Source organism: Streptomyces sp. NPDC089919 (assembly GCF_040684615.1).
Taxonomy (GTDB): Bacteria; Actinomycetota; Actinomycetes; order Streptomycetales; family Streptomycetaceae; genus Streptomyces.
Genome location: NZ_JBFBGK010000026.1, coordinates 26,876 through 47,152, shown reverse-complemented (window position 1 = coordinate 47,152; position 20,277 = coordinate 26,876). Strand labels below are relative to the sequence as shown.

The 20,277-nt window shown below is 73.6% G+C and carries 20 protein-coding genes and 2 pseudogenes; 12 read left to right on the top strand and 10 right to left on the bottom strand.

The features are described from left to right. Positions 1–19 precede the first annotated feature (19 nt). The 3 genes from AB0O40_RS13975 to AB0O40_RS13965 all read left to right on the top strand — a co-directional run bounded on the left by AB0O40_RS13975 (position 20) and on the right by AB0O40_RS13965 (position 2,966). Positions 20–1,309, top strand: coding sequence for a glycosyltransferase 87 family protein (locus AB0O40_RS13975; RefSeq protein WP_365039868.1), 1,290 nt, complete (start codon positions 20–22; stop codon positions 1,307–1,309). Positions 1,310–1,406: 97 nt separating this feature from the next. Then, entirely contained in the window at positions 1,407–2,636 is a 1,230-nt protein-coding gene (locus AB0O40_RS13970) for a glycosyltransferase family 4 protein (RefSeq protein WP_365039865.1), read from the top strand. Between the two features lie 33 nt (positions 2,637–2,669). After that, a complete protein-coding gene (locus tag AB0O40_RS13965) occupies positions 2,670–2,966 on the top strand; it encodes a DUF6225 family protein (protein ID WP_365039863.1) in 297 nt (98 codons plus the stop codon). Between the two features lie 129 nt (positions 2,967–3,095). On the opposite strand, the gene AB0O40_RS13960 is transcribed toward AB0O40_RS13965, so the two are convergent. The 4 genes from AB0O40_RS13960 to AB0O40_RS13945 form a co-directional block, all read right to left on the bottom strand. Continuing rightward, complete coding sequence (locus AB0O40_RS13960) at positions 3,096–3,746, bottom strand: response regulator transcription factor (RefSeq protein ID WP_365039861.1); 651 nt, start codon at positions 3,744–3,746, stop codon at positions 3,096–3,098. Beyond that, entirely contained in the window at positions 3,734–5,011 is a 1,278-nt protein-coding gene (locus AB0O40_RS13955; RefSeq protein WP_365039858.1) for a sensor domain-containing protein, read from the bottom strand. The genes AB0O40_RS13960 and AB0O40_RS13955 overlap by 13 nt, the downstream gene beginning before the upstream one ends. 172 nt (positions 5,012–5,183) lie before the next feature. Then, positions 5,184–5,684, bottom strand: a complete 501-nt coding sequence (locus AB0O40_RS13950) for a DUF5959 family protein (RefSeq protein WP_365039855.1) — start codon at positions 5,682–5,684, stop codon at positions 5,184–5,186. Further along, positions 5,674–5,856 (bottom strand): hypothetical protein, encoded by a 183-nt coding sequence (locus AB0O40_RS13945; RefSeq protein WP_365039852.1) that lies wholly within the window; start codon positions 5,854–5,856, stop codon positions 5,674–5,676. The genes AB0O40_RS13950 and AB0O40_RS13945 overlap by 11 nt, the downstream gene beginning before the upstream one ends. A 182-nt stretch (positions 5,857–6,038) precedes the next feature. Between AB0O40_RS13945 and AB0O40_RS13940 the strand changes: the two genes are divergently transcribed. Continuing rightward, positions 6,039–7,076 carry a hypothetical protein gene (locus AB0O40_RS13940; protein ID WP_365039849.1) on the top strand — a complete coding sequence of 346 codons (1,038 nt, stop codon included), beginning with the start codon at positions 6,039–6,041 and terminating at the stop codon, positions 7,074–7,076. A 140-nt stretch (positions 7,077–7,216) separates the two neighbouring features. Here AB0O40_RS13940 and AB0O40_RS13935 read toward each other — a convergent pair whose 3' ends face one another. Together AB0O40_RS13935 and AB0O40_RS13930 are read right to left on the bottom strand one after the other, a co-directional pair. Beyond that, complete coding sequence (locus AB0O40_RS13935; protein WP_365039846.1) at positions 7,217–9,553, bottom strand: FtsX-like permease family protein; 2,337 nt, start codon at positions 9,551–9,553, stop codon at positions 7,217–7,219. Further along, positions 9,550–10,257, bottom strand: a complete 708-nt coding sequence (locus AB0O40_RS13930) for an ABC transporter ATP-binding protein (protein WP_365039843.1) — start codon at positions 10,255–10,257, stop codon at positions 9,550–9,552. Before AB0O40_RS13930 ends, AB0O40_RS13935 begins: the two co-directional genes overlap by 4 nt. A gap of 139 nt (positions 10,258–10,396) precedes the next feature. Between AB0O40_RS13930 and AB0O40_RS13925 the strand changes: the two genes are divergently transcribed. The 3 genes from AB0O40_RS13925 to AB0O40_RS13915 all read left to right on the top strand — a co-directional run bounded on the left by AB0O40_RS13925 (position 10,397) and on the right by AB0O40_RS13915 (position 12,675). Next, positions 10,397–11,254, top strand: a complete 858-nt coding sequence (locus AB0O40_RS13925) for a histidine kinase (RefSeq protein ID WP_365039840.1) — start codon at positions 10,397–10,399, stop codon at positions 11,252–11,254. Then, on the top strand, positions 11,251–11,973 hold the full coding sequence (locus AB0O40_RS13920; RefSeq protein WP_365039837.1) for a response regulator transcription factor: 723 nt from the start codon (positions 11,251–11,253) through the stop codon (positions 11,971–11,973). The genes AB0O40_RS13925 and AB0O40_RS13920 overlap by 4 nt, the downstream gene beginning before the upstream one ends. A 138-nt stretch (positions 11,974–12,111) precedes the next feature. Continuing rightward, the gene (locus AB0O40_RS13915) at positions 12,112–12,675 is read left to right on the top strand and encodes an FxLYD domain-containing protein (RefSeq protein WP_365039834.1); all 564 of its coding nucleotides are present in this window, start codon (positions 12,112–12,114) and stop codon (positions 12,673–12,675) included. A gap of 3 nt (positions 12,676–12,678) precedes the next feature. On the opposite strand, the gene AB0O40_RS13910 is transcribed toward AB0O40_RS13915, so the two are convergent. Beyond that, the gene (locus tag AB0O40_RS13910) at positions 12,679–13,173 is read right to left on the bottom strand and encodes a hypothetical protein (protein ID WP_365039831.1); all 495 of its coding nucleotides are present in this window, start codon (positions 13,171–13,173) and stop codon (positions 12,679–12,681) included. Positions 13,174–13,563: 390 nt separating this feature from the next. On the opposite strand from AB0O40_RS13910, the gene AB0O40_RS13905 reads away from it, so the two are divergent. From AB0O40_RS13905 to AB0O40_RS13890, 4 genes and pseudogenes are all read left to right on the top strand, one after another. Next, a complete protein-coding gene (locus tag AB0O40_RS13905; RefSeq protein ID WP_365039828.1) occupies positions 13,564–13,989 on the top strand; it encodes a hypothetical protein in 426 nt (141 codons plus the stop codon). Between the two features lie 181 nt (positions 13,990–14,170). Further along, a pseudogene (locus AB0O40_RS13900) lies at positions 14,171–16,109 on the top strand (catalase). A gap of 71 nt (positions 16,110–16,180) precedes the next feature. Next, entirely contained in the window at positions 16,181–17,155 is a 975-nt protein-coding gene (locus tag AB0O40_RS13895; protein ID WP_365039825.1) for a PQQ-binding-like beta-propeller repeat protein, read from the top strand. 121 nt (positions 17,156–17,276) lie between these two features. Continuing rightward, positions 17,277–17,498, top strand: coding sequence for a hypothetical protein (locus tag AB0O40_RS13890; protein WP_365039822.1), 222 nt, complete (start codon positions 17,277–17,279; stop codon positions 17,496–17,498). A 75-nt stretch (positions 17,499–17,573) separates the two neighbouring features. On the opposite strand, the pseudogene AB0O40_RS13885 reads toward AB0O40_RS13890, so the two are convergent. Beyond that, positions 17,574–18,611 (bottom strand): annotated as a pseudogene (locus AB0O40_RS13885) (Ku protein). Positions 18,612–18,828: 217 nt separating this feature from the next. On the opposite strand from AB0O40_RS13885, the gene AB0O40_RS13880 reads away from it, so the two are divergent. Continuing rightward, positions 18,829–19,230, top strand: coding sequence for an ATP-binding protein (locus tag AB0O40_RS13880; protein WP_365039819.1), 402 nt, complete (start codon positions 18,829–18,831; stop codon positions 19,228–19,230). Positions 19,231–19,258: 28 nt separating this feature from the next. Here AB0O40_RS13880 and AB0O40_RS13875 read toward each other — a convergent pair whose 3' ends face one another. After that, the gene (locus tag AB0O40_RS13875; protein WP_365039816.1) at positions 19,259–19,612 is read right to left on the bottom strand and encodes an STAS domain-containing protein; all 354 of its coding nucleotides are present in this window, start codon (positions 19,610–19,612) and stop codon (positions 19,259–19,261) included. 154 nt (positions 19,613–19,766) lie between these two features. After that, positions 19,767–20,042 (bottom strand): isoamylase early set domain-containing protein, encoded by a 276-nt coding sequence (locus tag AB0O40_RS13870; RefSeq protein ID WP_365039813.1) that lies wholly within the window; start codon positions 20,040–20,042, stop codon positions 19,767–19,769. Positions 20,043–20,277 lie beyond the last annotated feature (235 nt).

Below are 20,277 nucleotides of genomic sequence, written 5' to 3'. Positions count from 1 at the left end.
CGCTCGGTGGAATGACGGGGTGCTGATTCCTCCTGTTCTCGCCCCCGCGTCCTCCGTACGGAGGGCTCGTCGGCCCCTGGACCGCAAGCCCGTGTGGGTGGCCGGCTGGCTGCTCGCCGCCGCCTGGGCCGGGGCCTTCCCGCTCGTCTCCACCCTGGCCACCCACCGGATCTGGGGCGCCTGCGCCGCGGTCGGGTACCTCCTGGCGGCGGCCGTGGCCGGGTGCGGGCCGGACCGGGACCGCACCCGGGCCCTGGCGGTCGGTACGGCACTCACCGGCGCGGTCCTCGTGCCGCTGGCGTACCTGCTGGTGTACGGGGCCGGGCAGAGCGAGGTGGCGGTCATCGAGCGGGCGGGCCGGCTGCTGGCCGAGCGGGCGACGCCGTACCTCGATACGCCCCGCACGGTGCGCGAGGTGACGCCGTACCTGCCGGGCATGGCGGTGCTCGGGCTGCCGCGGGCGGTGCTGGGGGCGGACGAGGTGGTCGTACGGGTCCTCGGGGACGCCCGGTTGTGGTGCGCGGCGGTGCTCTTCGGCTGCCTGTGGGCGGGCCGCCGTACCCTCGCGTCGGGGTCAGGGCCCGCCGATCGTGGCAACCGTACGGCCCTGGGCGCCCTCATGGCCTCCCCGGTGGTGGCCCTCCCGCTCGTGGTGAGCGGGGTGGACCTGCCGCTGACCGGCCTGCTGTGCCTGGCCCTCGCGTACGCGGCCGGCGGCCGGCCGGTGGCGGCCGGGCTGGCCCTGGCCGCCGCCGGTGCCCTGAAGTGGACCGCCTGGCCCGCCCTGCCCGTCGTCCTGACCCTGCTCGCCCACCGCGCCGGGGCGCGGGCGGCGCTCCGCTCCGCGCTCGTCGCCTTCACGGGGACGGCCCTGGCCCTGCTCCCCGGCCTGCTCCTCTCGCCCCGGGCCATGGCGGAGCAGGTCCTCGCCTTCCCCACCGGCCGGGGCGAGTTCACCACCCCGGCCGGCAGCCCGATGCCCGGCAAGCTCCTCGCCGACCTGGGACCGGCCGGCTGGTACGCGGCCACCGGCCTGCTGCTCGCGGGCGGCCTCGCGGTGGCGGCCTCCCTCGTCCTGCGCCCGCCCCGGCACCTGGTCGCCGCGGCCGACCGGCTCGCCCTCGGCCTCTCCCTCGCGTTCCTGCTCGCCCCGGCCGGCCGCTTCGGGTACCTGGCCCTGCCGGTGGTCCTGGTGCTGTGGCCGCGGCTGGTACGAGGCGAGGTGAGGCGGTCGGGCCCCGGGCGCAGCCGGGTGGTCGCCGTGGGCGGGCCGCCTACGGACCGGCGGCGGCCGGCACTCCACCCCTGACCGGCAGCCGGCGCCCCTGCGTCCGGCACCCGACACCCGACACCGGGCCCTCAACCACCCGCGAACCACCCGAACGAACCGAGGAACAAGACCTCCCATGACCACGCTGATCGTCACCAACGACTTCCCGCCCCGGCAGGGCGGCATCGAAACCTTCGTCCACGCCATGGCGACCCGGCTGCCCCGCAACGACGTGGTGGTGTACACCTCGGACGAGCCCGGCGCCGCGCGCTACGACGCGACCCTGCCCTTCCCGGTGGTGCGGGACCGGGCCCGGACGCTGCTGCCCACCCGCCGGGTCACCCGTACCGCGCTCGGCCTGGCCCGGGAACACGGCGCCGACCGGGTGTGGTTCGGGGCCGCCGCCCCGCTGGCCGCGATGGCGCCGGAGCTGCGGCGCGGCGGGATCCGGCGGATGGTGGCCACGACCCACGGCCACGAGATCTGGTGGGCGCGCACCCCCGGCGCCGACCGGCTGCTGCGGCGGGTCGGGGACCACGTCGACGTGGTGACGTACCTCGGGGCGTACACGCGGGCCCGGATAGCCCCGGCCCTCGGTCCGCGGGCGCGGCTGGAGCGGCTGGTACCGGGCGTGGACCCGGCGGCCTTCCGCACCGGCGAGGAGGACGCCGATGGGGCCCGGCTGGTGCGCGAACGCCACCGCCTGACCGGCCGCCGAATCATCCTCTGCGTCTCGCGGCTGGTCCGCCGCAAGGGACAGGACGTACTGATCGAGGCGATGCCGGCGGTCCTGCGGGAGGTGCCGGACGCCGTCCTCGTGGTGGTCGGACAGGGCCCGGACGCGGGCCGGCTGCGCCGCCTCGCTGCCCGGCACGCCCCGGGCCGGGTGGTGTTCACCGGGGGACTGGACCATGCCGGGACCGCGGCGTACTACGCGGCCGCCGACGTGTTCGCGATGCCCTGCCGCACGCGCAAGGCCGGACTGGAGGCGGAGGGGCTGGGCATCGTCTTCCTCGAGGCGGCCGCCAGCGGGCTCCCGGTGGTGGCCGGCGACTCGGGCGGGGCTCCGGACACGGTCCTGGACGGGGTCACCGGCAGTGTGGTCGACGGCCGTTCACCGGCTGCCGTGGCCGAGGCCCTGACCGCAGTCCTCACCTCTCCCGAGGAGCGCCGCCGGCGCGGCGAAGCAGGCCGCGGCTGGGCCGCCACCCACTGGTCCTGGGACACCTCGGCCCACCACCTCGACACCCTCCTGGACCCCGACCGTCCCCTGCAGCGGAACCGAACCGCCGGCTCGGCGGTGGCCCTTCCGGCAAGCCCCCGAGCACCGGGCGACGCTGCACGCCGGCCGTCAAAATCCGGATGATCCGCCGGAGCGCGAATGCCTATCCTGTGCCGCATGTCCGACACGACCAACATAGAGCGCTACCGCCACGAGGCCGTGGAACTGACCGTGGGCGAACTTCGCGACGCTCTCCTCGGCCTGCCGGCCGATGCTCCGGTCCGCATCGACGTCCCGCCGAACCCGAGGACGGACGAAACGCGTGACTCGATCGACGAGGGCAGCAGCCACATCGTGGTGAGCGCAGTCGTCCTCAACGACGCCGACCACCTCCCGAGGGCAGAGACGGTCCTGCGAGCGGACTTCGCCTCGGAGTGGTACGTCCGACCGATCGAGCCGAAAACGGAGGGATGACTCCCGCACCGGGCGGCGCTCCCGGCCCAGGACTTCAGGGCCGGCGGGGTTCTCGACCTCGACAAGTCGCCGGTCGTGGAGCACGGCTCCGCGGCAGGTGCTGCTGACGTCGACGAGGGAGATCAGCCTTTACTGGCCCCTCAGGTGGGCCAGGACGGCCAGGACGCGGCGGTTGCCCTCGGTCGGGTCGAGGTCGAGCTTCATGAAGATGTTGCTCGCGTGCTTGACCACGGACGCCTCGGTGATGGTCAACCGGCGGGCGATGGACTGGTTGTTGAGGCCTTCGGCCATCACCGCGAGGACTTCCCGTTCGCGCGGGGTCAGGCGGAGCAGGGGCTTGTCCGAGGAGCCGAGGAGTACCCGGATCACCTCCGGGTCGATGACGGTCTGGCCGGCGGCCACCCGGTCCAGCGCGTCCAGGAACTCGGAGACCTCCCCGACGCGGTCCTTGAGGAGGTAGCCCAGGCCGCCCGCGTCGGCTCCGCCCCCGCCGAAGAGCTGGGTGGCGTAGGCGGTGGCGACGTACTGGGAGAGCACCAGGACCGGCAGGCCCGGATGCCGGCGGCGCAGGTCCAGTGCGGCGCGCAGCCCCTCGTCCCGGAAGCCGGGGGGCATCCGGACGTCGGTGATGACCACGTCGGGCCGGTCGGCGTCCACCGCGCGGGCCAGTTCCGTGGCGTCGCCCACCGCGGCCACCACCTCGTGGCCGACCCGGGAGAGCACTTCCACGAGCCCGGCGCGCAGCAGTACGGCGTCCTCGGCGAGCACTACGCGGAGCACGGCACCTCCACCCGCAGCCGGGTCGGTCCGCCGACGGGACTCTTCACGATCAGCCTGCCCTTCAAGATCGCCACACGGTCGGCCAATCCTTGCAAACCGGATCCGGCGGACGGATCCGCCCCACCCCGGCCGTCGTCGCTCACCACCAGGACGAACTGCGCACCCTCCAAGCGGCCGTGCACCACCACCCCGTCGGCGCCGCTGTGCTTGGACGCGTTGGCCAGGGCCTCGGTGACGGTGAAGTAGGCCATGTTCTCGACCGGGGCGGGCAGTCGGCGGGGCAGTTCGATGTCCACGGTGACCGGGATCGGGTTGCGCAGGGAGAGTTCGGCCACCGCCGCGGCGAGGCCGTGGTCGGTGAGCACCTGCGGGTGGATGCCCCGGACCAGGTTGCGCAGTTGCTCCAGGGCCTGACGGGCCTCGCCACGGGCCCGGGCGACCAGCGGCCCGGCGGGGGAGTCCTGGCCGCGCAGCTCCAGTTCGGCCAGTCCGAGGGTCATGCTCAGGGCCACCAGCTGCTGTTGGGCGCCGTCGTGCAGATCACGCTCGATGCGCCGCCGCTCGGCCTCGAAGGCGTCCACCAACCTGGCGCGGGAGCGGGTGAGTTCGATGACCCGGCTGTTCAGCTCCGGCTCCCGCGCGCCCAGCAGGAACTGGGCGGCCCTGACCTGGACCCCGGCCAACAGGGCGCCCACGTACGCGGCGAGGACCAGGCCCACCAGGCCCACGAGGGTGCCGGGCAGGGCACCCGCGGGCTCGGAGATCGCCTGCCCGGGGACGAGCATGATCGTGTCCGGTGCGATGGCCCAGACGACAACCGGGCTCACCAGCAGCATGACGGCCAGGCCGAGCAGCGCGGTGAAGCCGAGGCCGACCGCCGTGAAGACGACCGCGTACAGCAGCGCGTACGCCAACTCCCGCCAGGTGGCCCGCTCCTTGAGCCGGCAGCGCAGCCACGGCAGGACCCCGGTACCCGGCAGCGACCCGTGCGGGTCGGCGATCGGCACGGGCTCCACCAGCCGCAACCGCCGCCGCTCCAGTGCGGCGACGGGTATCCCGATCACCGCCACCCCGGCCAGGACCACCAGCCCGACCCCGAGCATCGACAGCCCGATGCCCGCGCACAGCAGGACGGCCAGCACCAGGAGCAGCAGCGCCCCCAGTACGGTGCCGCTGAGCAGGAAGGCCCAGACCCGCAAGGGCCACAGGGACAACAGGAAGCGGCTGGGACGACGCCGTAGGGCCTCCCAGACGGCGACGTCCATCGCGGGGTTCCTCCAGTGGATCGGTGGTACGAGGGAGCCCCGGCCACCGGCGTGACCTGCCCCGTCACCCGACCCTAACGCCGACGGACCTCAGCCCTCCGGGTCGGGCCGGGGCACCCGGGCCGGGTGACGGTTCAGGGCGCCCCCGGCGGGCGCCGACCGGGGTTGACCCTCAGCGCCGCCACTCGTAGACGCCCCATGAGGACTGGAGGACTTCGCTCGGCCACTCCTGCCGCACCTGCCCGAGCAGCCGCCGCTGTTCGTCGATCCAGCCCTCCTCCAGGGCCAGCGGGATGTATACGGACACGCACGACGCGCCCAGGTCCTCCACCCGGACGGCGACCGTCCCTTGCTCCTCGTCGTGGGGGTGGATCCGGATCTCGGGACTGTGGTCGTCGTCCTTCCAGCAGATCTCCTGACCGTCGGCAAGACGGTCCAGTGCGCGGTCCCAGGTGTCCAGGTCGGCAGGTCGCAGGGCCGTGCCCAGTCGGCCGCTGACGAAGCTGCTGCTGATGACGACCTCCGCGTCGAGCAGATCGTGGAGGTGCAGCACGCCCGGCGATCTGCGTCCCCGCACGCGCACCCGGAAGCTGTTGTCGCCGTCCGTGAGGCTGATCAGATCCACCCGTGCCCCCGCGCCCTTGCTCGCCCGCCCGCCCCTGTCAGGGTTCATGATGCCCTGACCCGGCGGTCGGCCCGACGGGGTGGGGAGCTGCGAGAATCGCCTCGAGCGCGTCCGCGTGCTCGCAGTCGAGCTCGCCGGTCACGTGGATGACGGTCGATACCGGAGCCACCGTGCCGGCGTTCGCCCGGCGGTCGTCCCGCGCCTCGATGTCGGTAGCCATGAGAGGCCTCCTCGTCCCCGGCACGCCGCCGCGGGCCCGCTTGGTGGTGCCCAGATCGGCGCCGGGACTGATCCACGGCTTGTTCCCCAGCGGGAGCAGAACACACCCCTGCTTCGGCGTTACGTCCGGCCCGGAGCTGTTCCGGGTGGGCGGGGAGCCGGGGTGGGGGTGATGGTGGTGGGGTGGACATGGAGGCGGTGATCGCGGAGCTGTACGGGGTGCGGCCGAGCGGGTTCGTGGCGGCGCGGGGGGTACTGGTGGCGCGGGCCCGAACGGAGGGGGACGCCGAGGCGGCCCGCGCGATCGAGCGGTTGCGCAAGCCGACCCTCGTCGTGTGGGCCGCGAACCATTTCGCTCGGGCCCGGCCGGAGCGGGCCGCGGCGCTGCTGCGGCTCGGGGAGCAGCTGCGGACCGCGCACCGCGAGCTGGACGGTGCGCAGCTCCGGGCCCTCTCGCACGAGCAGCACCGGGTGACGGCGGCACTGGCCCGGGAGGCCGGTCAGGTCGCGGCCGAGGCGGGGGAGCGGCTGAGCGAGACGGCCCTGCGGGACCTGGGGGAGGTCTTCCACGCCCTGCTGGCGGACGAGGAGGGCGCCCGTACCTGGGCCGCCGGACGGCTCACGGCCGCACCTGAGGCGCATGTCGGCTTCGAGGGGCTGGGACCCGGGCCGGGGGCGGGAGGCGCCGGCTCGCCGCCTGCGGAGCGGCGTACGAAGGGGCCGGGGGCGGGGGACCGGCGTGCGGCGGAGGCTGCTGGGCTCGGGGGCGGGGAGGCCGCGGAAGGAACTCGGCCCAAGGGCGCCGCGGCAGCGGGGACCACCCGGACCACGAAGGCTGCGGAAGCAGCCCGTGCCAAGGCGGCGAAGGCCGCGGAAGCCGCCCGGGTCAAAGCCGCGGAGGCCGCGGAGGCCGCCCGGCTCGAAGCCGCCGCCGAGGCCGTGGCTCGCGCCCGGGCCGCCGCGGAAGAGGCCGCGGCCGAGCTGGATGGCATCCGGACCGAGGCCGAGGCGGCCGCCGAGGAGCTGGACCGGGCCCGGGCCGAGGCGGAGACGCTGCGTGCGGAGATACAGGGCCTCCGGCCGCGACTGGACAGTGCCGAGCAGGCCGCCCGTACCGCCCGTACCCGCCACGACCAGGCACTCCGGGCGCGGACGAAGGCCGAGCGGGCCGCCGAGACGGCAGCCCGCGCTCTGCGCGAGGCGGAGGCCCGCACGGGCTGACACCCGTCGTTCGCAGCGGCCTGGGACCTTGCGGCGCAGGGGCCCGACCAGGGGCACGCGCCAGGCCGTCGCGGACGCCCGGGCGGCGGCTCGGAGGGCCGACCGGGGCGCCCGGCCGGCGCCCCGGCCGCCCCGCCGGCTCACTCGCTCCGCAGGACCTCGGCGATCGTGAGCCGGGCCGCCGAGCGGGCCGGCAGCAGCGCCCCCAGGACCGCGATGGCCACGCCCGCCAGCGTGAGCAGCGTCAGGCCGGGGGTCTGCCAGACGCGCAGCAGGTTCGGCGGGAAGTCGGAGCCCATCGCCTCGGCCATCGACGTGACGACCACGTGGTGGGTGGCCATCCCGAGCGGCAGCCCGACCAGGCCGCCGACCACGCCGAGGGCGGCCATCGAGACCACGACCATCGCCGTCACCTGGCGCGGCGTCATGCCGATCGACTTGAGCATGCCGAGGTCGCGGCGCCGTTCGCGGGTGTTGAGCAGGACGGTGTTGAAGACGCCGAGCGCCGCCACCGTACCCAGCAGGACGGTGAGCAGGACCGAGGAGCCGACGATGCTGACCGTGCTGGCGTCCACGCCGCCGCTCGCGGTCGGATTGAGGGCCGGCTCGGCGGTCCTGGCCGCGGCGTTGTAGGCCTTGACGTCGGTACCGGGGTCCAGCTCGACGTAGAACTGGTTCGGCACGGGGGCCGGGTTGAGGGCCGTCAGCGTCTGCCAGTTGGAGGAGAGGGTGTCCCAGTCGCCGGCCAGGGTCTCGCCGACGACGGTCACCCGGGTCCGCCGCTTGTCGCGCTCCAGGGTGAGGTGGTCCCCGATCCCCAGACCGCGCTTCTTCAGGAAGGCCCCCGGGGCGACGATCTCCCCGGCCTGCTCGGTCCAGCGGCCCTTGACGAGGGTGCCCTCCCGGTACTCCGCGTCGCGGTCCGGCTTCGTGAACCAGCCCCGTACCAGGGTCGATTCGCCGACCACGTGCAGTTCGGTCGGGGCGATCGGGGTGATGTGGCGCGCGCCGGGCAGTCTGCGCAGCAGCGCTTCCACCTCGTCGGTGGTCATCTTCGCCACGGTGTCGCCGCCCGCGTTCAGGTAGACGACAGACTGGGCCGACGGGCCCTGGGCGCCCATGAACCGGTCGACGGTGGTGGTGAGTCCGGTGGCCAGGGTGACGGTGGTGACGCCCAGGACGAGTGCCGCGAGCGTCATCGCGGTCCGGGCCGGCCGGGCGAAGAGCTGCCCGACGCCCAGGCTGACGGGACGCGGCAACCGGGTCCGGCCGAGCCACCTCTGGACCTTCAGACCGCGTCCGGCGCTCGGCGCGCTGCCCGCGCTGATCGCCCGGACCGCCGGCAGCCGGTGGGCCCGCAGGGCCGGCAGCAGCGCGGCCAGCGCGACCACCACGGGCATCCCCAGCAGCGTCACCACGGCTGTCCAAGGGCTCAACTCCGGCGTGAAGTAACCGGAATTGAATCCGGAGAAGACCACCTTCAGGAGCGGATCCGCCGCGAGGACCCCGGCCGCGGTGCCGAGGGCGCTGCCGACCAGACCGGGGAAGAGGACCATCACCAGGTACACGCCCACCACTTGGTTCGGCGTGAAGCCCACGGCCTTGAGCACCCCGATGTGCCGGTACCCGGAGACCACGGCGCCGCTGACCACATTGGCGACGATCAACACCGCCACCACCAGGCCGAGTACGCCGAAGGCGGTCAGGAAGGGGATGTAGATGCGCGCGCCGCTGGTCATGGACTGCTTGACGGTGAGGTACGACTGCGAGCCGAGCAGCGCCCCGGGTCGCAGGCCGGTGCTGACCGCCGTCAGGCCCGCCCGTACCTGGTCGTCCGTGCCCGCCCGGTCGAAGCGGTAGAGGAGCTGGGCGGAGGTCGGGTGCAGGCCCGGCATCTGGGCGGGCGCCACCCAGGCGTTGGCGGTGCGGCTGATGCTGGAGCCGAAGCCGACGATGGTCAGCGGCGGGGCGCCGGGGAGCCGGACCTGGCTGCCCAGCTCCTCGTTCGGTGCCCAGCGCTGGGCCGGCGGCCGCATGAGCACGATCTCGCCGGGCGCCGTGGCCCAGCGCCCGGACCAGACGTCCACCCGGTCCACCTCCGCGCCGGACGGATCGGGGCGGCCCACCACGGTGACCGGTCCGGGCGGCAGCGGGTCCACCCCGGGCCGCGGCTCGCCCGTGGCGGCCTCGACGTAGAAGGTGGCGACCGGGAAGGGGCCGGCCACCGCGGTGACCCCCGGCCGCTGGGCGGCCCGCCGGAGCTCGGGGCCGGTGGCCCGGGACGAGTCGAAGACGGCGCTCGCGTGGGCGCCGCGCTGCCGGCCGAAGGTGTCGTCGAAGGGCGCCGAGGCCGCACTGATCAGTCCGAGGGCCACCACCAGCGCGACCGAGGAGGTGAGGACGACCAGCCCGATGACCAGGGTCTGGAGCCTGCGCCGCCGGACCGCCGCGCGCGAGGCCCGCCACACCGCGCTCACGCCGTACGCTCCAGGGCGCTCTCGCGGACCACCTTGCCGTCGGCGAACTCGATCAGCCGGCTGGCGCAGCGGGTGGCCAGCTGCGGGTCGTGGGTGACCATCAGCAGCGTCTGGCCGATCTGGTTGAGGTCGATCAGCAGGTCCATCACCTGTTCACCGGCCCGGCTGTCCAGCGCGCCGGTCGGCTCGTCCGCCAGCAGTACGGCCGGACGGTTCATCAGGGCACGGGCCACGGCCACGCGTTGGCGCTCGCCGCCGCTGAGGGCCGCCGGATAGGCGTTGCGGCGGCCGGCGATGCCCAGCTCGTCGAGGAGTTCGAGGGCGCGGCGCCGGGCCTGCCGCGCCGGGCTGCCGGTCAACTGTGCGGCCAGCGCGACGTTGTCCAGCGCCGACAGGTCGTCGATCAGGTTGAAGAACTGGAAGACCATGCCGACCCGCCGCCGCCGGTAGAGCGCCAGCCCGGTCTCGCTGAGCGTGCCCAGGTCCTCGCCGTGCACGACGACCGAGCCGGCCGTCGGGCGGTCGAGCCCGGCGACCATGTTGAGCAGCGTGGACTTGCCGCAGCCCGAGGGGCCCATCACCGCGACCGCCTCACCGGCCCGTATCTCCAGCGAGACCCCGTCGAGGGCGGCCGAGTCCCCGTACTCCTTGCGTACGCCGTCGAGGCGTACGACCACCTGTGCCCTGTCCTGTTCCGAGTTCATGCCGGGAAAACTACGGTGGACCTCGACGACCGGTCGTCACCCCGTGGTGGTAACCGTCGCCGCAGGTCATCCTGGGGATGTACGTCATCCTGCCCGGGGATGATGCGGATCTTGGTACGCCCTGCCAAGGTGGTGCACCGTGTGGGGATCCGATACCGATGTTCTGAACCTCGCCCTCGCGGCGACGGTGGCCGCGACGGTGGCGGCGGCGGGCTGGCTCGCGGTGGCGTTGGCCCGGGCGAGGCGGGCGCACCGCAGGTCCGTCGACGAGCGCGGCTGGCTGCTGGAACGCGAGCGTGAGAGCGCCGCCAGGACGGCCGTCGACGAGGAACGAGCCCGGATCGCCCGGGAGTTGCACGACATCGTCAGTCACAAGGTGAGCCTGATGGTCGTTCAGGCCAACGCCGCCCGCGAGGTGTTGGACGCCATGCCGCAGGAGGCCGAGAAGGCGATGGCAGCGGTGGAGAGCGCGGGCCGCGACACCATGACCGAACTGCGGCACCTGCTCGGCCTGCTGGCACCCGCGCAGGACGGCAGCGAGCCGGCGCCCGAGGAGGCGGCGCAGCTGACCCCCCAGCCGAGCCTGAGCCGGCTCAGCTCCCTGATCGACCGGTTCGCCTTCGCCGGGCTGCCGGTGGAGGTACGGATCTCCGGTGAGCCGCGCCCGCTGCCGACCGGCATCGACACCACCGCCTACCGGATCGTGCAGGAGGCGCTGAACAACGCGCTCAAGTACGGCGGGGGCCGGCCCACCGAGGTGACGGTCCGCTACGCCGACCACTCCCTGCGGGTCGAGGTGCTCAACAGCGGGCCGAGCGTGCTGCGCGGCGACGCCCCCGCCCCGCCGCAGCCGGACGGGGAGCGCCCCGACGGCGCGGGCCGGGGTCTGCTGGGCCTGCGGGAGCGGGTCGCCGTCTACGGCGGCGACCTGGACGCCCGCCGCCGCCTCGGCGGCGGCTACCGGGTCCGCGCCCGCATCCCGCTGGAGCGTGCATGACCAGCGGCGGGACGGCGACGCCCGAGGTCCCCGCCCCCCGCGTCCTGATCGCCGACGACCAGGAACTGATCCGCACCGGCTTCCGCATGATCCTCACCGCCCGCGGCATCGACGTGGTCGGGGAAGCGGCCGACGGCATCGAGGCGGTCACGGCCGCCCGCACGCTCCGCCCCGACGTGGTGCTGATGGACATCCGGATGCCGAACCTGGACGGCCTGGAGGCGGCCCGCCGCATCCTGGCCCAGGACCCTGACATCCGCGTCCTGATGCTCACCACCTTCGACCTCGACCAGTACGTCTACACCGCCCTCTCCATCGGGGCCAGCGGCTTCCTGCTCAAGGACGTCACCTCCGCGCACCTGGCCGCCGCGGTCCGCCTGGTCGACACCGGCGACGCCCTGCTCGCGCCCTCGATCACCCGGCGCCTGGTCGAACGCTTCGCCGCCGAAGGCGGGCGACGGCCGGACCAGGCCCCCGCCCTGCCCACGGTCCACCGCGACCTCACCGCCCTGACCCCCAGGGAGCTGGAGGTCCTGACACTGCTCGGCCGGGGCCTGTCCAACACGGAGCTGGCCGCCGAACTGACCCTCAGCGAGGCCACCGTGAAGACCCACGTGGCCCGCATCTTCGCCAAGCTCGGCCTGCGCGACCGCGCCCAGGCGGTCGTCCTCGCGTACGAAACAGGCCTGGTCACGGCCGGCGACCGAACCGAGGAGTAGCCTCCGCGCCCGCGGACCGGCCCCGACCGGCGCGGCGCCCGCACCCTGTGCGGATGCGCGCCGCCGGGTCGCGCCCGACCCTGGACGCATACCTCGGTGCGGTGGTCCGTACCGTGCGCCACCCGTGAGGGGGTCGAGATGCCGAATCCGCATCCGCCGTCCGACGACCGGCCACCGGGCTGGACCCCCCGCCCTCCGGGGCAGCCGCCGGACTCCGGCCCGCCCTGGCCCCCCGGCCCCGGCTGGGGCCCACCCCCGCCCCCACCCCCGCGCCGGCGCCGGACCCTGGTGGTCGTCCTCGCGGTGATCGGCGGCCTCGCCGTGCTGTTCGTGGTAGCGCTGATCGCCCTGTTCGCCGTCGTGGGCGACGACGACCCGGCCCCCGCCAAAACCCCCTCCGGCCGCCCCCAGGACACGGTGCCCGGCCCGCGGGGCGACGTACAGATCACCTCGTGCAAGGTGAACGGCAGCACCGACTGGGCCGAGGCCGACCTGCTGATCACGAACAGGTCCAGCAAGACCAGCAACTACTGGGTGCAGGTCGAGTTCGTCGACGCCTCGAACACCCGGCTCGGGGACGCCACCACCGTGGTGAACGACCTGGCCTCCGGCCAGCGCGCCAAGGCCACCGCGCAGGGCTTCGACCAGATCACCGCGAAGATCACCTGCCGCATCACCGACGTGACGCGCTTCGCGTCCTGACGGTCACGCGGCCGCGTGCTGCTCGCGGGCCCGGCTGCGGGTCAGGGCGCGGATGGCGGTGTGCTGGGAGTACGCGAGCAGGCCGACCGTGATGGCGGCCATGACCAGGGCGAAGAGCAGGTGCCCGACGGTGGAGGTGATGGCCAGGCCCAGGGCGTTGAGGGCGAAGTGGCTGCCGATCCGCAGGGCGATCAGACCGAGCGCGATCTTGCGGGTCTCCTTGCCGTGCCACAGGGCCTTGGCGAGCTGGATCCGGCGGCGCATCAGCGTCAGCGAGATGCCGATGTTCACGACCAGCAGCAGCACCAGCGCCGGCCAGGCGTCGGGGAAGGCCTTGAGGATGTCGAATGCGGCCGCCAGCACCCCCTCGAAGGCGAAGAACCAGACCGGCAGCCGGTACTCGGCGGGCGACAGGCCGGTGGTGTCGACGGCTTCGTCGGTGGCGGTCTTGGTGCCGAGCAGCTTCATGGTTTCCCCCGAGGTCGTGGTGTGTGCCACCACTGTGTCCCGAAGGCCGGGACGCGCGGCAGGGCCGTGGATCACCGATGCGATATGACAGTTGTCATGTGCACCTGTGTGGCTGCTGAGCGCCCCGAGGCCTGCGGACGCGGGCCCTCGCCAAGGGCCAGGCCGGGAGCTTCCCCGTGCTCCTCGTCGACGGAACCGTCGACAGGGCGCGGGAGAATAACAAGATCGATTGACTTCCACAAGACACGAATTGCAGGGACGTGTCCTGATCGGTGCCCTGCGGTTTATTTGAAGCACGCCCCACCGGGAAGCCCCGGGGGAGAACGAGAAACCGGATCGGTTCCCTTTCGGTTCTCCCGGGGCTCATTCAAATATCCCGCATTGAATAACCCCCTTTTCTGCACCGAATGGAGAATTCCGATGTTCGAGCTTTCCTTCACCCGCCGTGTCGTCCTCGCCGGTTCCTCCCTGCTGCTGCTCGGTGGCGGTGTGGCCCTGCCGGCCACCGCGATGGCCGCTCCGGCCCCGCAGCACGCGGTGACGTTCGTGCAGGACGACAGTGCGGACGGCATCGGGACCAGCGGTGACACGAACGCGGAGAACACCACGGTCGGCGGTACCGCGACCACCGGAAGCGCCAACACCGGCGTCGGGAACTGCAAGGGCAAGTGCACCATCACCACCGGCAACGCCACCTCCGGCAATGCCAGTGCGGACGCCCTGAACAGCGGTGACGCCACCTCCGTCAGCGGTGACGCGTCCGGTACGGGTGGCAAGGTGACGAAGAACAACGTCAGCATCAAGGCCCAGATCAAGGAAAACCTGAAGCACAAGCTCGGCAAGTAATCCGGGCGACCCCGGAACGTACGACCCGGACAGAATGCGGATGCCGGAGAGGCCACCCTCTCCGGCATCCGCATGCGCCTGCCGCCAAAGCGAACCCGCTGCCACGCCCCGATCACCCCTGTTTGGGATCTCCCGCACCGGTCACACGCGTAACGCCCGACTCCTACGCCCTGGAGATCCGATGCCCGAGAAGACCCCGCCGCCGCCCGCCGCCGACCAGCAGGGCCCGGAAACCGTCAGTCCGACCGGCCAGCCCACCGGCGCCGACCACGCGCGGATGGCGCAGAGCGGCGAACACCTCACGACCGCCCACGGCACCCGCCTCCCCGACACGGACCACTCGCTCAAGGCGGGTCCGCGCGGCCCGGTACTGCTGCAGGACCACCACCTGCGCGAGAAGCTGATGCACTTCGACCACGAGCGGATCCCTGAGCGCGTGGTCCACGCCCGCGGCGCGGCCGCGCACGGCGTCTTCCAGTCCTACGGCACGGCCGCGGGCGTCTCCAAGGCCGCCTTCCTCGCCGCCGACACCGAGACCCCGGTGTTCGTACGCTTCTCCACGGTGCTCGGATCGCGCGGCTCCGCGGACACGGTGCGCGACACCCGCGGGTTCGCCACGAAGTTCTACACCGAGGAAGGCGTCTTCGACCTGGTCGGGAACAACATGCCGGTCTTCTTCATCCAGGACGCGATCAAGTTCCCGGACGTCATCCACGCGGGCAAGCCGCATCCGGACCGCGAGATCCCGCAGGCGCAGAGCGCCCACGACACCTTCTGGGACTTCGTCTCCCTGCACACCGAGACCGCCCACCACACGATCTGGAACATGTCCGACCGGGGCATCCCCCGCTCCTTCCGCATGATGGAGGGCTTCGGCGTCCACACCTTCCGCCTCACCGACGCCGAAGGCGCGACCACGCTCGTGAAGTTCCACTGGAAGCCGAAGCTGGGCGTGCACTCCCTGGTCTGGGAGGAGGCACAGATCCTGGGCGGCACGGACCCCGACTTCCACCGCCGGGACCTGGCGGAGGCCATCGCGGGAGGCGCGTTCCCGCAGTGGGAGCTGGGCCTGCAGACCTTCCCCGACACGCCGGAGCAGACCTTCGAGGGCATCGACCTGCGGCCCCAACTTCCCCCAGCTGCCCATCAACCGCACCCATGCGCCGGTCAACGACATGCTGCGGGACGGGACGCACCAGAGCGCCGTGCACCGGGGCGTGGCGCCCTACCACCCCAACAGCCTGGACGGGGGCTGCCCGTTCTTCGCCGGGGCCGGCGAGAGGGCCTTCGCCGAAGCCCCCGTCGAGGTGCCCGCCGGCCGCAAGGTCCGGGAGGCGCCGGCCTCCTTCGGTGATCACTTCTCCCAACCGCGGCTGTTCTGGCTCAGCATGAGCCCGCTCGAGCGCGAACACATCGTCGCCGCCTACTCCTTCGAGCTGTCCAAGTGCGAGGAGAAGTCCGTCCGGGAGCGGGTGCTGAGCACGCTGGCCCGCATCGACGACGAGCTGTGCGCCGCCGTGGCTGCGGGACTCGGCCTGCCGGTGCCCGCGGCCACCGAGCCGCCGGCGGACGTCAGCCCGAGCCGGCAGCTTTCCCAGATCGGCGGCACCTGGCCGCTGGACGGCCGGACCGTCGGCATCGTCACGGACCCGGACGGCGATCCGACGGGCGCCGGGGAGGTGCGCCAGGCTGTCCTGGACGCGGGCATGGTGCCGCTGGTGATCGCCCCGGTCGGCGGCGAACTGACCACCGACGGCGATCCGGTGACCGTGCAACGCACCTTCGCCGCCGCCCGGTCGGTGGAGTTCGACGCCCTGCTGTTCGCCGGAGTACCCGCCGTCGCGGCCGACGCGTACGGCGCCCGCGACGCCACAGCGGGCGGCCCCCGGTCCGCCGCCCCGGCGGACCCCCGCGTACTGGCCCTGCTCGGCGAGGCCTACCGGCACGGCAAGGCGATCGGCGGCTGGCACGGCGCGAACCGCCTCTTCGAGGCCGCCGGCATCCCGGACGACGCCCCGGGCATCGTCACCGCCGCCGACGGCCCCACCGCACTCCGCCACCTCGCCGCCCTCCTGTCCACCCACCGCGTCTGGTCCCGCTTCCCCACCCCGGCGTCCTAGCGAGCGCAGGGCCCGCCCCCCCGCTACCGGGCGACCGGCTTCGTCCCAACGGCCTGTGGTGGGATGGCCCGATGATCGCCACAGTGCTCTGGGAGCGCGAACTGCACCAGCCGGGCGGCGCTTCCGCCTTCGTCGTGGGGCCGGACTGTGTCGTCCTGCACGAGCGGCACACCCGGCTGGTCTGCCTGGAGCGCGCCGACGGCGCCGTGCGCTGGGACGTCCCGCTCGGTACCTGGCCGCGCGGGATCGCCCTCGCGGGCGACCGCGTGCTGGTCTTGCCGCAGACACCGGATCGGCTGTCCTGCATCGACCTGCGCACGGGTGCGTCTCTGTGGAGCGTCGCGACACCGGCGTTGACGGGGAACCTCGTGGTCCACGCGGACACGGTCGTGACGGGCGGGTGGCGCGGCTACACGCCGATGAGCGGCCTTGACCTCAGCGACGGGACCGAGCGGTGGACGACCCCGTCGGCGGTCACGTCCGTACGGCCCCTCGTATGGGGCGGTGGGGTGCTCACGGGCAGCGGCCGCGACGCGGTTCTGCTCGATCCGGTCGACGGGAGTGCCCTGGCGGCGTGGCGGCTGCCCGACCGGCTCGCGGTGTCCGACGCGCAGGTGTTCCTTCCGCTCGACGCGGAACGGGTGGTGGCGGTCTGCGAGGACTCGTCGCTGGTGGCCTTCGGCACCGGCGCGGACGGGCCCGCCCGGCTCGGGTCCTACGAGCCGTTCGGGGCGGCCGGGTACGTCGGCGGGTCGGTGTGGGTGCTGCGGTCGGGCCGGGGGCTCCTTGCGGTGGATCCCGCCGACGGGAGGTCGCGGTGGTCACTCGACGCGGAGCCGCGGCTGGTGCCCGATCCGGTGCCGTACGCCGACGGCGTCGTGGTGGGGGACGTCAACGGCGGTATCCGACGGCTGGGCCACGACGGCCGGACGGTGGCGACGTGCTCCCTGCCCGGTCGGCGCCTGCGCGGGCTGGCCGCCGCCGACGAGGCTGGGCTGTTCTTCGCGGCCAAGGGCAGCTTCGGCTCCTTCACCCTGACCCTGTAGGCCCGGTGGCCGGGACCGTCTCGACCTGCGGGAACCCGGTGCTCGCGGCAGGCTGGGACGGCCGGGGCTGAGCCGGTCGCGGCTGGGTAGACGACGGGGGACCGAGGAAGGGAGCCGAGCCATGGGCGGCAAGCAGCGCGACGAGGCACGCGGCATGGAGAAGAAGCAGCAGGAGCCGGGGATCGGCCGTGAGGAGCAGGTCAGCGACCATCCCGGCCCGGACCCGGTACACCCGCAGGCCAGCCGGCCGGTGCGGGGCCACAGCCCTGAGGACCTCCGCAGGCAGCAGGAGCAGAGGATGGCCGAAGGGGGCCACCGGGACCCCGGGCAGTCCGGCCACTGACGACCGTCTGAGGGTGCCGCGCCGCCGCGTCCCGGGGCGGCGCGGCACCCGCCGTGCCGGGGTACCGGCACCGCACTACCTCTGATGGGCGAGCGCGTCCGCGAGTTCGTCGTGGCTCATGTGGGAGCGGCCCCGGATGCCGGCCTCAGTCGCCTTGTCGTACAGCTGCGTCTTGGTCAGCGACCGGAGCGGCTTCGTGCCGGAGGCTGCACGCTTCTTCGCGGCCGGCCGCCGGGCGGCGCCGCCCGCACGGGCCTTCGAGCCACCGGCCGCCGAGCCGTCGGCCTCCCCGGAGCCGGCCGTGGAGCTGCCCGCCTTCCCGCCGCCCCCCTTCGGGCTGCCGGCCCGTCTCAGGGAGGCCCGTAGCGCCTCCATCAGGTCCACCGTGCCGGTGGCGGCCGGCGCCGGTTCCGCCTTCGCCACGGTCTCGCCGGCCTTCTTGGCCTTGATCAGGGCGGAGACCTTCTGGCGGTAGGCGTCGTGGTAATCGGCCGGGTCCCAGTCGACGGCCAGGGCGTTGATCAGCTGCTGCGCCATCTTCAGCTCGCCCGCGCTCGCCTTCGAGGCCTTGGGAAGGTCCGGGATCTCCTTGCGCGGGTCGCGGATCTCGTCCGCCCAGTGCAGCGTGTGCAGCGCGAGGAGGTCCTTCTCGGCCTTCAGGGCCACCAGGTACTCGCGCCCCCGCATCACGAACGTCGCGATCCCGGCCCGGTTCGACTCCTCGAGGGCCTGCTCCATCAACCGGTAGACCTTCTAGTATTCCTTGCCCCGCGGGCCGAGGTAGTACGTCCGGTCGAAGAAGATCGGGTCCACCGTGTCGAGGTCGACGAAACCGGTGACCTCCAGGACCTTGGAGCGGCCCGGGGCGATCTCCTCCAGCTCGGCCGGTTCGACGAGCACGTACTCCTCGCCCGTCTCGAAGCCCTTGACGATGTCGTCCGGGGCGACCTCCTCGCCGGTGCGCTCGTTGACCCGGCGGTTGCGGATCCGGTCCGAGGTGCCGCGCTGCAGCTGGTGGAAGTGGATCGTGTGGCTGTCGGTCGCCGTGTACAACGCCACCGGGACGCTGACCAGCCCGAAGCTGAGCACCCCGGTCCACACGGGTCTGGCCATCGCTCTCCACCACCTGCATGCCGTGCCCCGAGACCGGGCGTATGCCCCGTCCGAGGGCGGTCATCCCCGCCCGGCGCCGGCCATGCGGCCGGCGCGACGGTCCGGACGCGTACCGCGACCGCGGGCCGGACATCCCGGTACCCGGGCGGGCATGGCGGCGGTCCGGTCGGGCAGGGGCGTTGTCCGAGAGGAACAGGGCGAGGGCCGAGGAGGGGTGATGGACCCCCGGCGACGGCATTGCGTGTGTGGTGGCGACGGGGCCGCGGCGCGGGCCCGCACGGAGATGCGCGGCTTCCTGGACGAGGTCCTGCGCGCCGGTCACCCGGTTCCGGTCGCCGCGCAGGACGCGGCCCTGCTGGTAGCCAGCGAACTGGTGGCCAACGCGGTCCGGCACACCCCCGGCCCCTGCACGCTGGACGTCTCCTGGGGCCGGGGCGGCATCGACATCGACGTCACCGACCCCAGCCCGGAGGCGCCCCGCCTGCGCCGGGCCGATCGGGCCGGCGCAGGCGGCGGGTACGGCTGGCCGCTGGTGCGCCGGCTGGCCACCGAGGTGGCGGTCCGCCCCACCGGCAGCGGGGGCAAGACCGTCCACGCCCATCTGCCCGCCCTCGGCTGACCTGCCCCGGCACGCGCGGCGGAGCCGGTCAGAGGGGCGGGACCGGGTCGATCGTGAACAGCTCCGTCGTGCACGTCAGCTCGAGCAGGCGCAGCAGCTGGTCCCGCGGGGCGGCCAGATGGAGGGCCTGGCCGTGTTCGGTGGCGGCGTTGCGGGCTTCGAGCAGGGCGTTGAGGCCGGAGGAGTCGCAGAAGGACAGGTCCTGGAGGTCGACCACCACGCGCGGCGGTCGCGGCGGCCCCACCAGGGCCTCCAGGACCGCCCGGCGGAAGGCCGCCGCGCCGTCGATGTCCATCTCGCCGCGCGGCCGGACCACGGCCGAACCGTCGTCCCGGGTCTCGGATTCGATGCCGGATCTGCCGGTCTCGTCGTCGCCATGCATGTGTGGGGTCCCCTCTGCGGTGATCACAGCGTAGGCACTGTCCTGTGCCACGGCTACCGGCACTCCGGCCAGCCTCGCGCTCCGTGGCCGGTAGGGCCAGTACACGAGGAAACCCCAGGCCCGGTGCACGCCGGGCACGGGGGCCGCCGGGTCGTCAGATGCGCAGCCGGCTGTTGGCGCCGTCGTGGCCGTCGGCGCTCTCCTCGTCGAACCAGTAGTCGCCGGCCGCCAGGTAGCGGAAGGAGTGGTCGCTGCCCGCGGGCAGCGTGATGCTGGCGGCCCGGGTGCCGTCGCCGCGCGGGGTGAGCGGGTGGGCGTGCGGGTTCCACTGGTTGAAGTCGCCGACCACGCTGACCGGCCCGGCCGGCGCGTGATCGGGCAGCACGAAGGTGATCCGGGCGCGGTCCTTGAGCTTCTTGCGTTCGAGCACCGGTGGCTCCTGTGGGGTGGGGGTTGCTGTGGCTGGAGCATCCTGGGCCGGTACGTGCCCGGGTACGGGGGTACGCGCCCACGGCGCCGGGCCGGTCACCCGGCCGGTGGGCGGAACCTGCTCCGGGTGGCGGGCGGGCGGTACCTGCTCCGGAGAGCGGACGGCGCAACCCTGCGGCACGGGCCGACGATCCCGGTGTGAGGCCGGAACGCGGGGGCATACGGGCAACACCATC

Coding starts and splice junctions, on each gene's coding strand:
- AB0O40_RS13915 (WP_365039834.1), top strand. CDS start 12,112: ATGCCGAATCCGCATCCGCCGTCCGACGACCGGCCACCGGGCTGGACC.
- AB0O40_RS13945 (WP_365039852.1), bottom strand. CDS start 5,856: ATGGCTACCGACATCGAGGCGCGGGACGACCGCCGGGCGAACGCCGGC.
- AB0O40_RS13890 (WP_365039822.1), top strand. CDS start 17,277: ATGGGCGGCAAGCAGCGCGACGAGGCACGCGGCATGGAGAAGAAGCAG.
- AB0O40_RS13965 (WP_365039863.1), top strand. CDS start 2,670: ATGTCCGACACGACCAACATAGAGCGCTACCGCCACGAGGCCGTGGAA.
- AB0O40_RS13895 (WP_365039825.1), top strand. CDS start 16,181: ATGATCGCCACAGTGCTCTGGGAGCGCGAACTGCACCAGCCGGGCGGC.
- AB0O40_RS13905 (WP_365039828.1), top strand. CDS start 13,564: ATGTTCGAGCTTTCCTTCACCCGCCGTGTCGTCCTCGCCGGTTCCTCC.
- AB0O40_RS13970 (WP_365039865.1), top strand. CDS start 1,407: ATGACCACGCTGATCGTCACCAACGACTTCCCGCCCCGGCAGGGCGGC.
- AB0O40_RS13930 (WP_365039843.1), bottom strand. CDS start 10,257: ATGAACTCGGAACAGGACAGGGCACAGGTGGTCGTACGCCTCGACGGC.
- AB0O40_RS13955 (WP_365039858.1), bottom strand. CDS start 5,011: ATGGACGTCGCCGTCTGGGAGGCCCTACGGCGTCGTCCCAGCCGCTTC.
- AB0O40_RS13920 (WP_365039837.1), top strand. CDS start 11,251: ATGACCAGCGGCGGGACGGCGACGCCCGAGGTCCCCGCCCCCCGCGTC.
- AB0O40_RS13880 (WP_365039819.1), top strand. CDS start 18,829: ATGGACCCCCGGCGACGGCATTGCGTGTGTGGTGGCGACGGGGCCGCG.
- AB0O40_RS13875 (WP_365039816.1), bottom strand. CDS start 19,612: ATGCATGGCGACGACGAGACCGGCAGATCCGGCATCGAATCCGAGACC.
- AB0O40_RS13950 (WP_365039855.1), bottom strand. CDS start 5,684: ATGAACCCTGACAGGGGCGGGCGGGCGAGCAAGGGCGCGGGGGCACGG.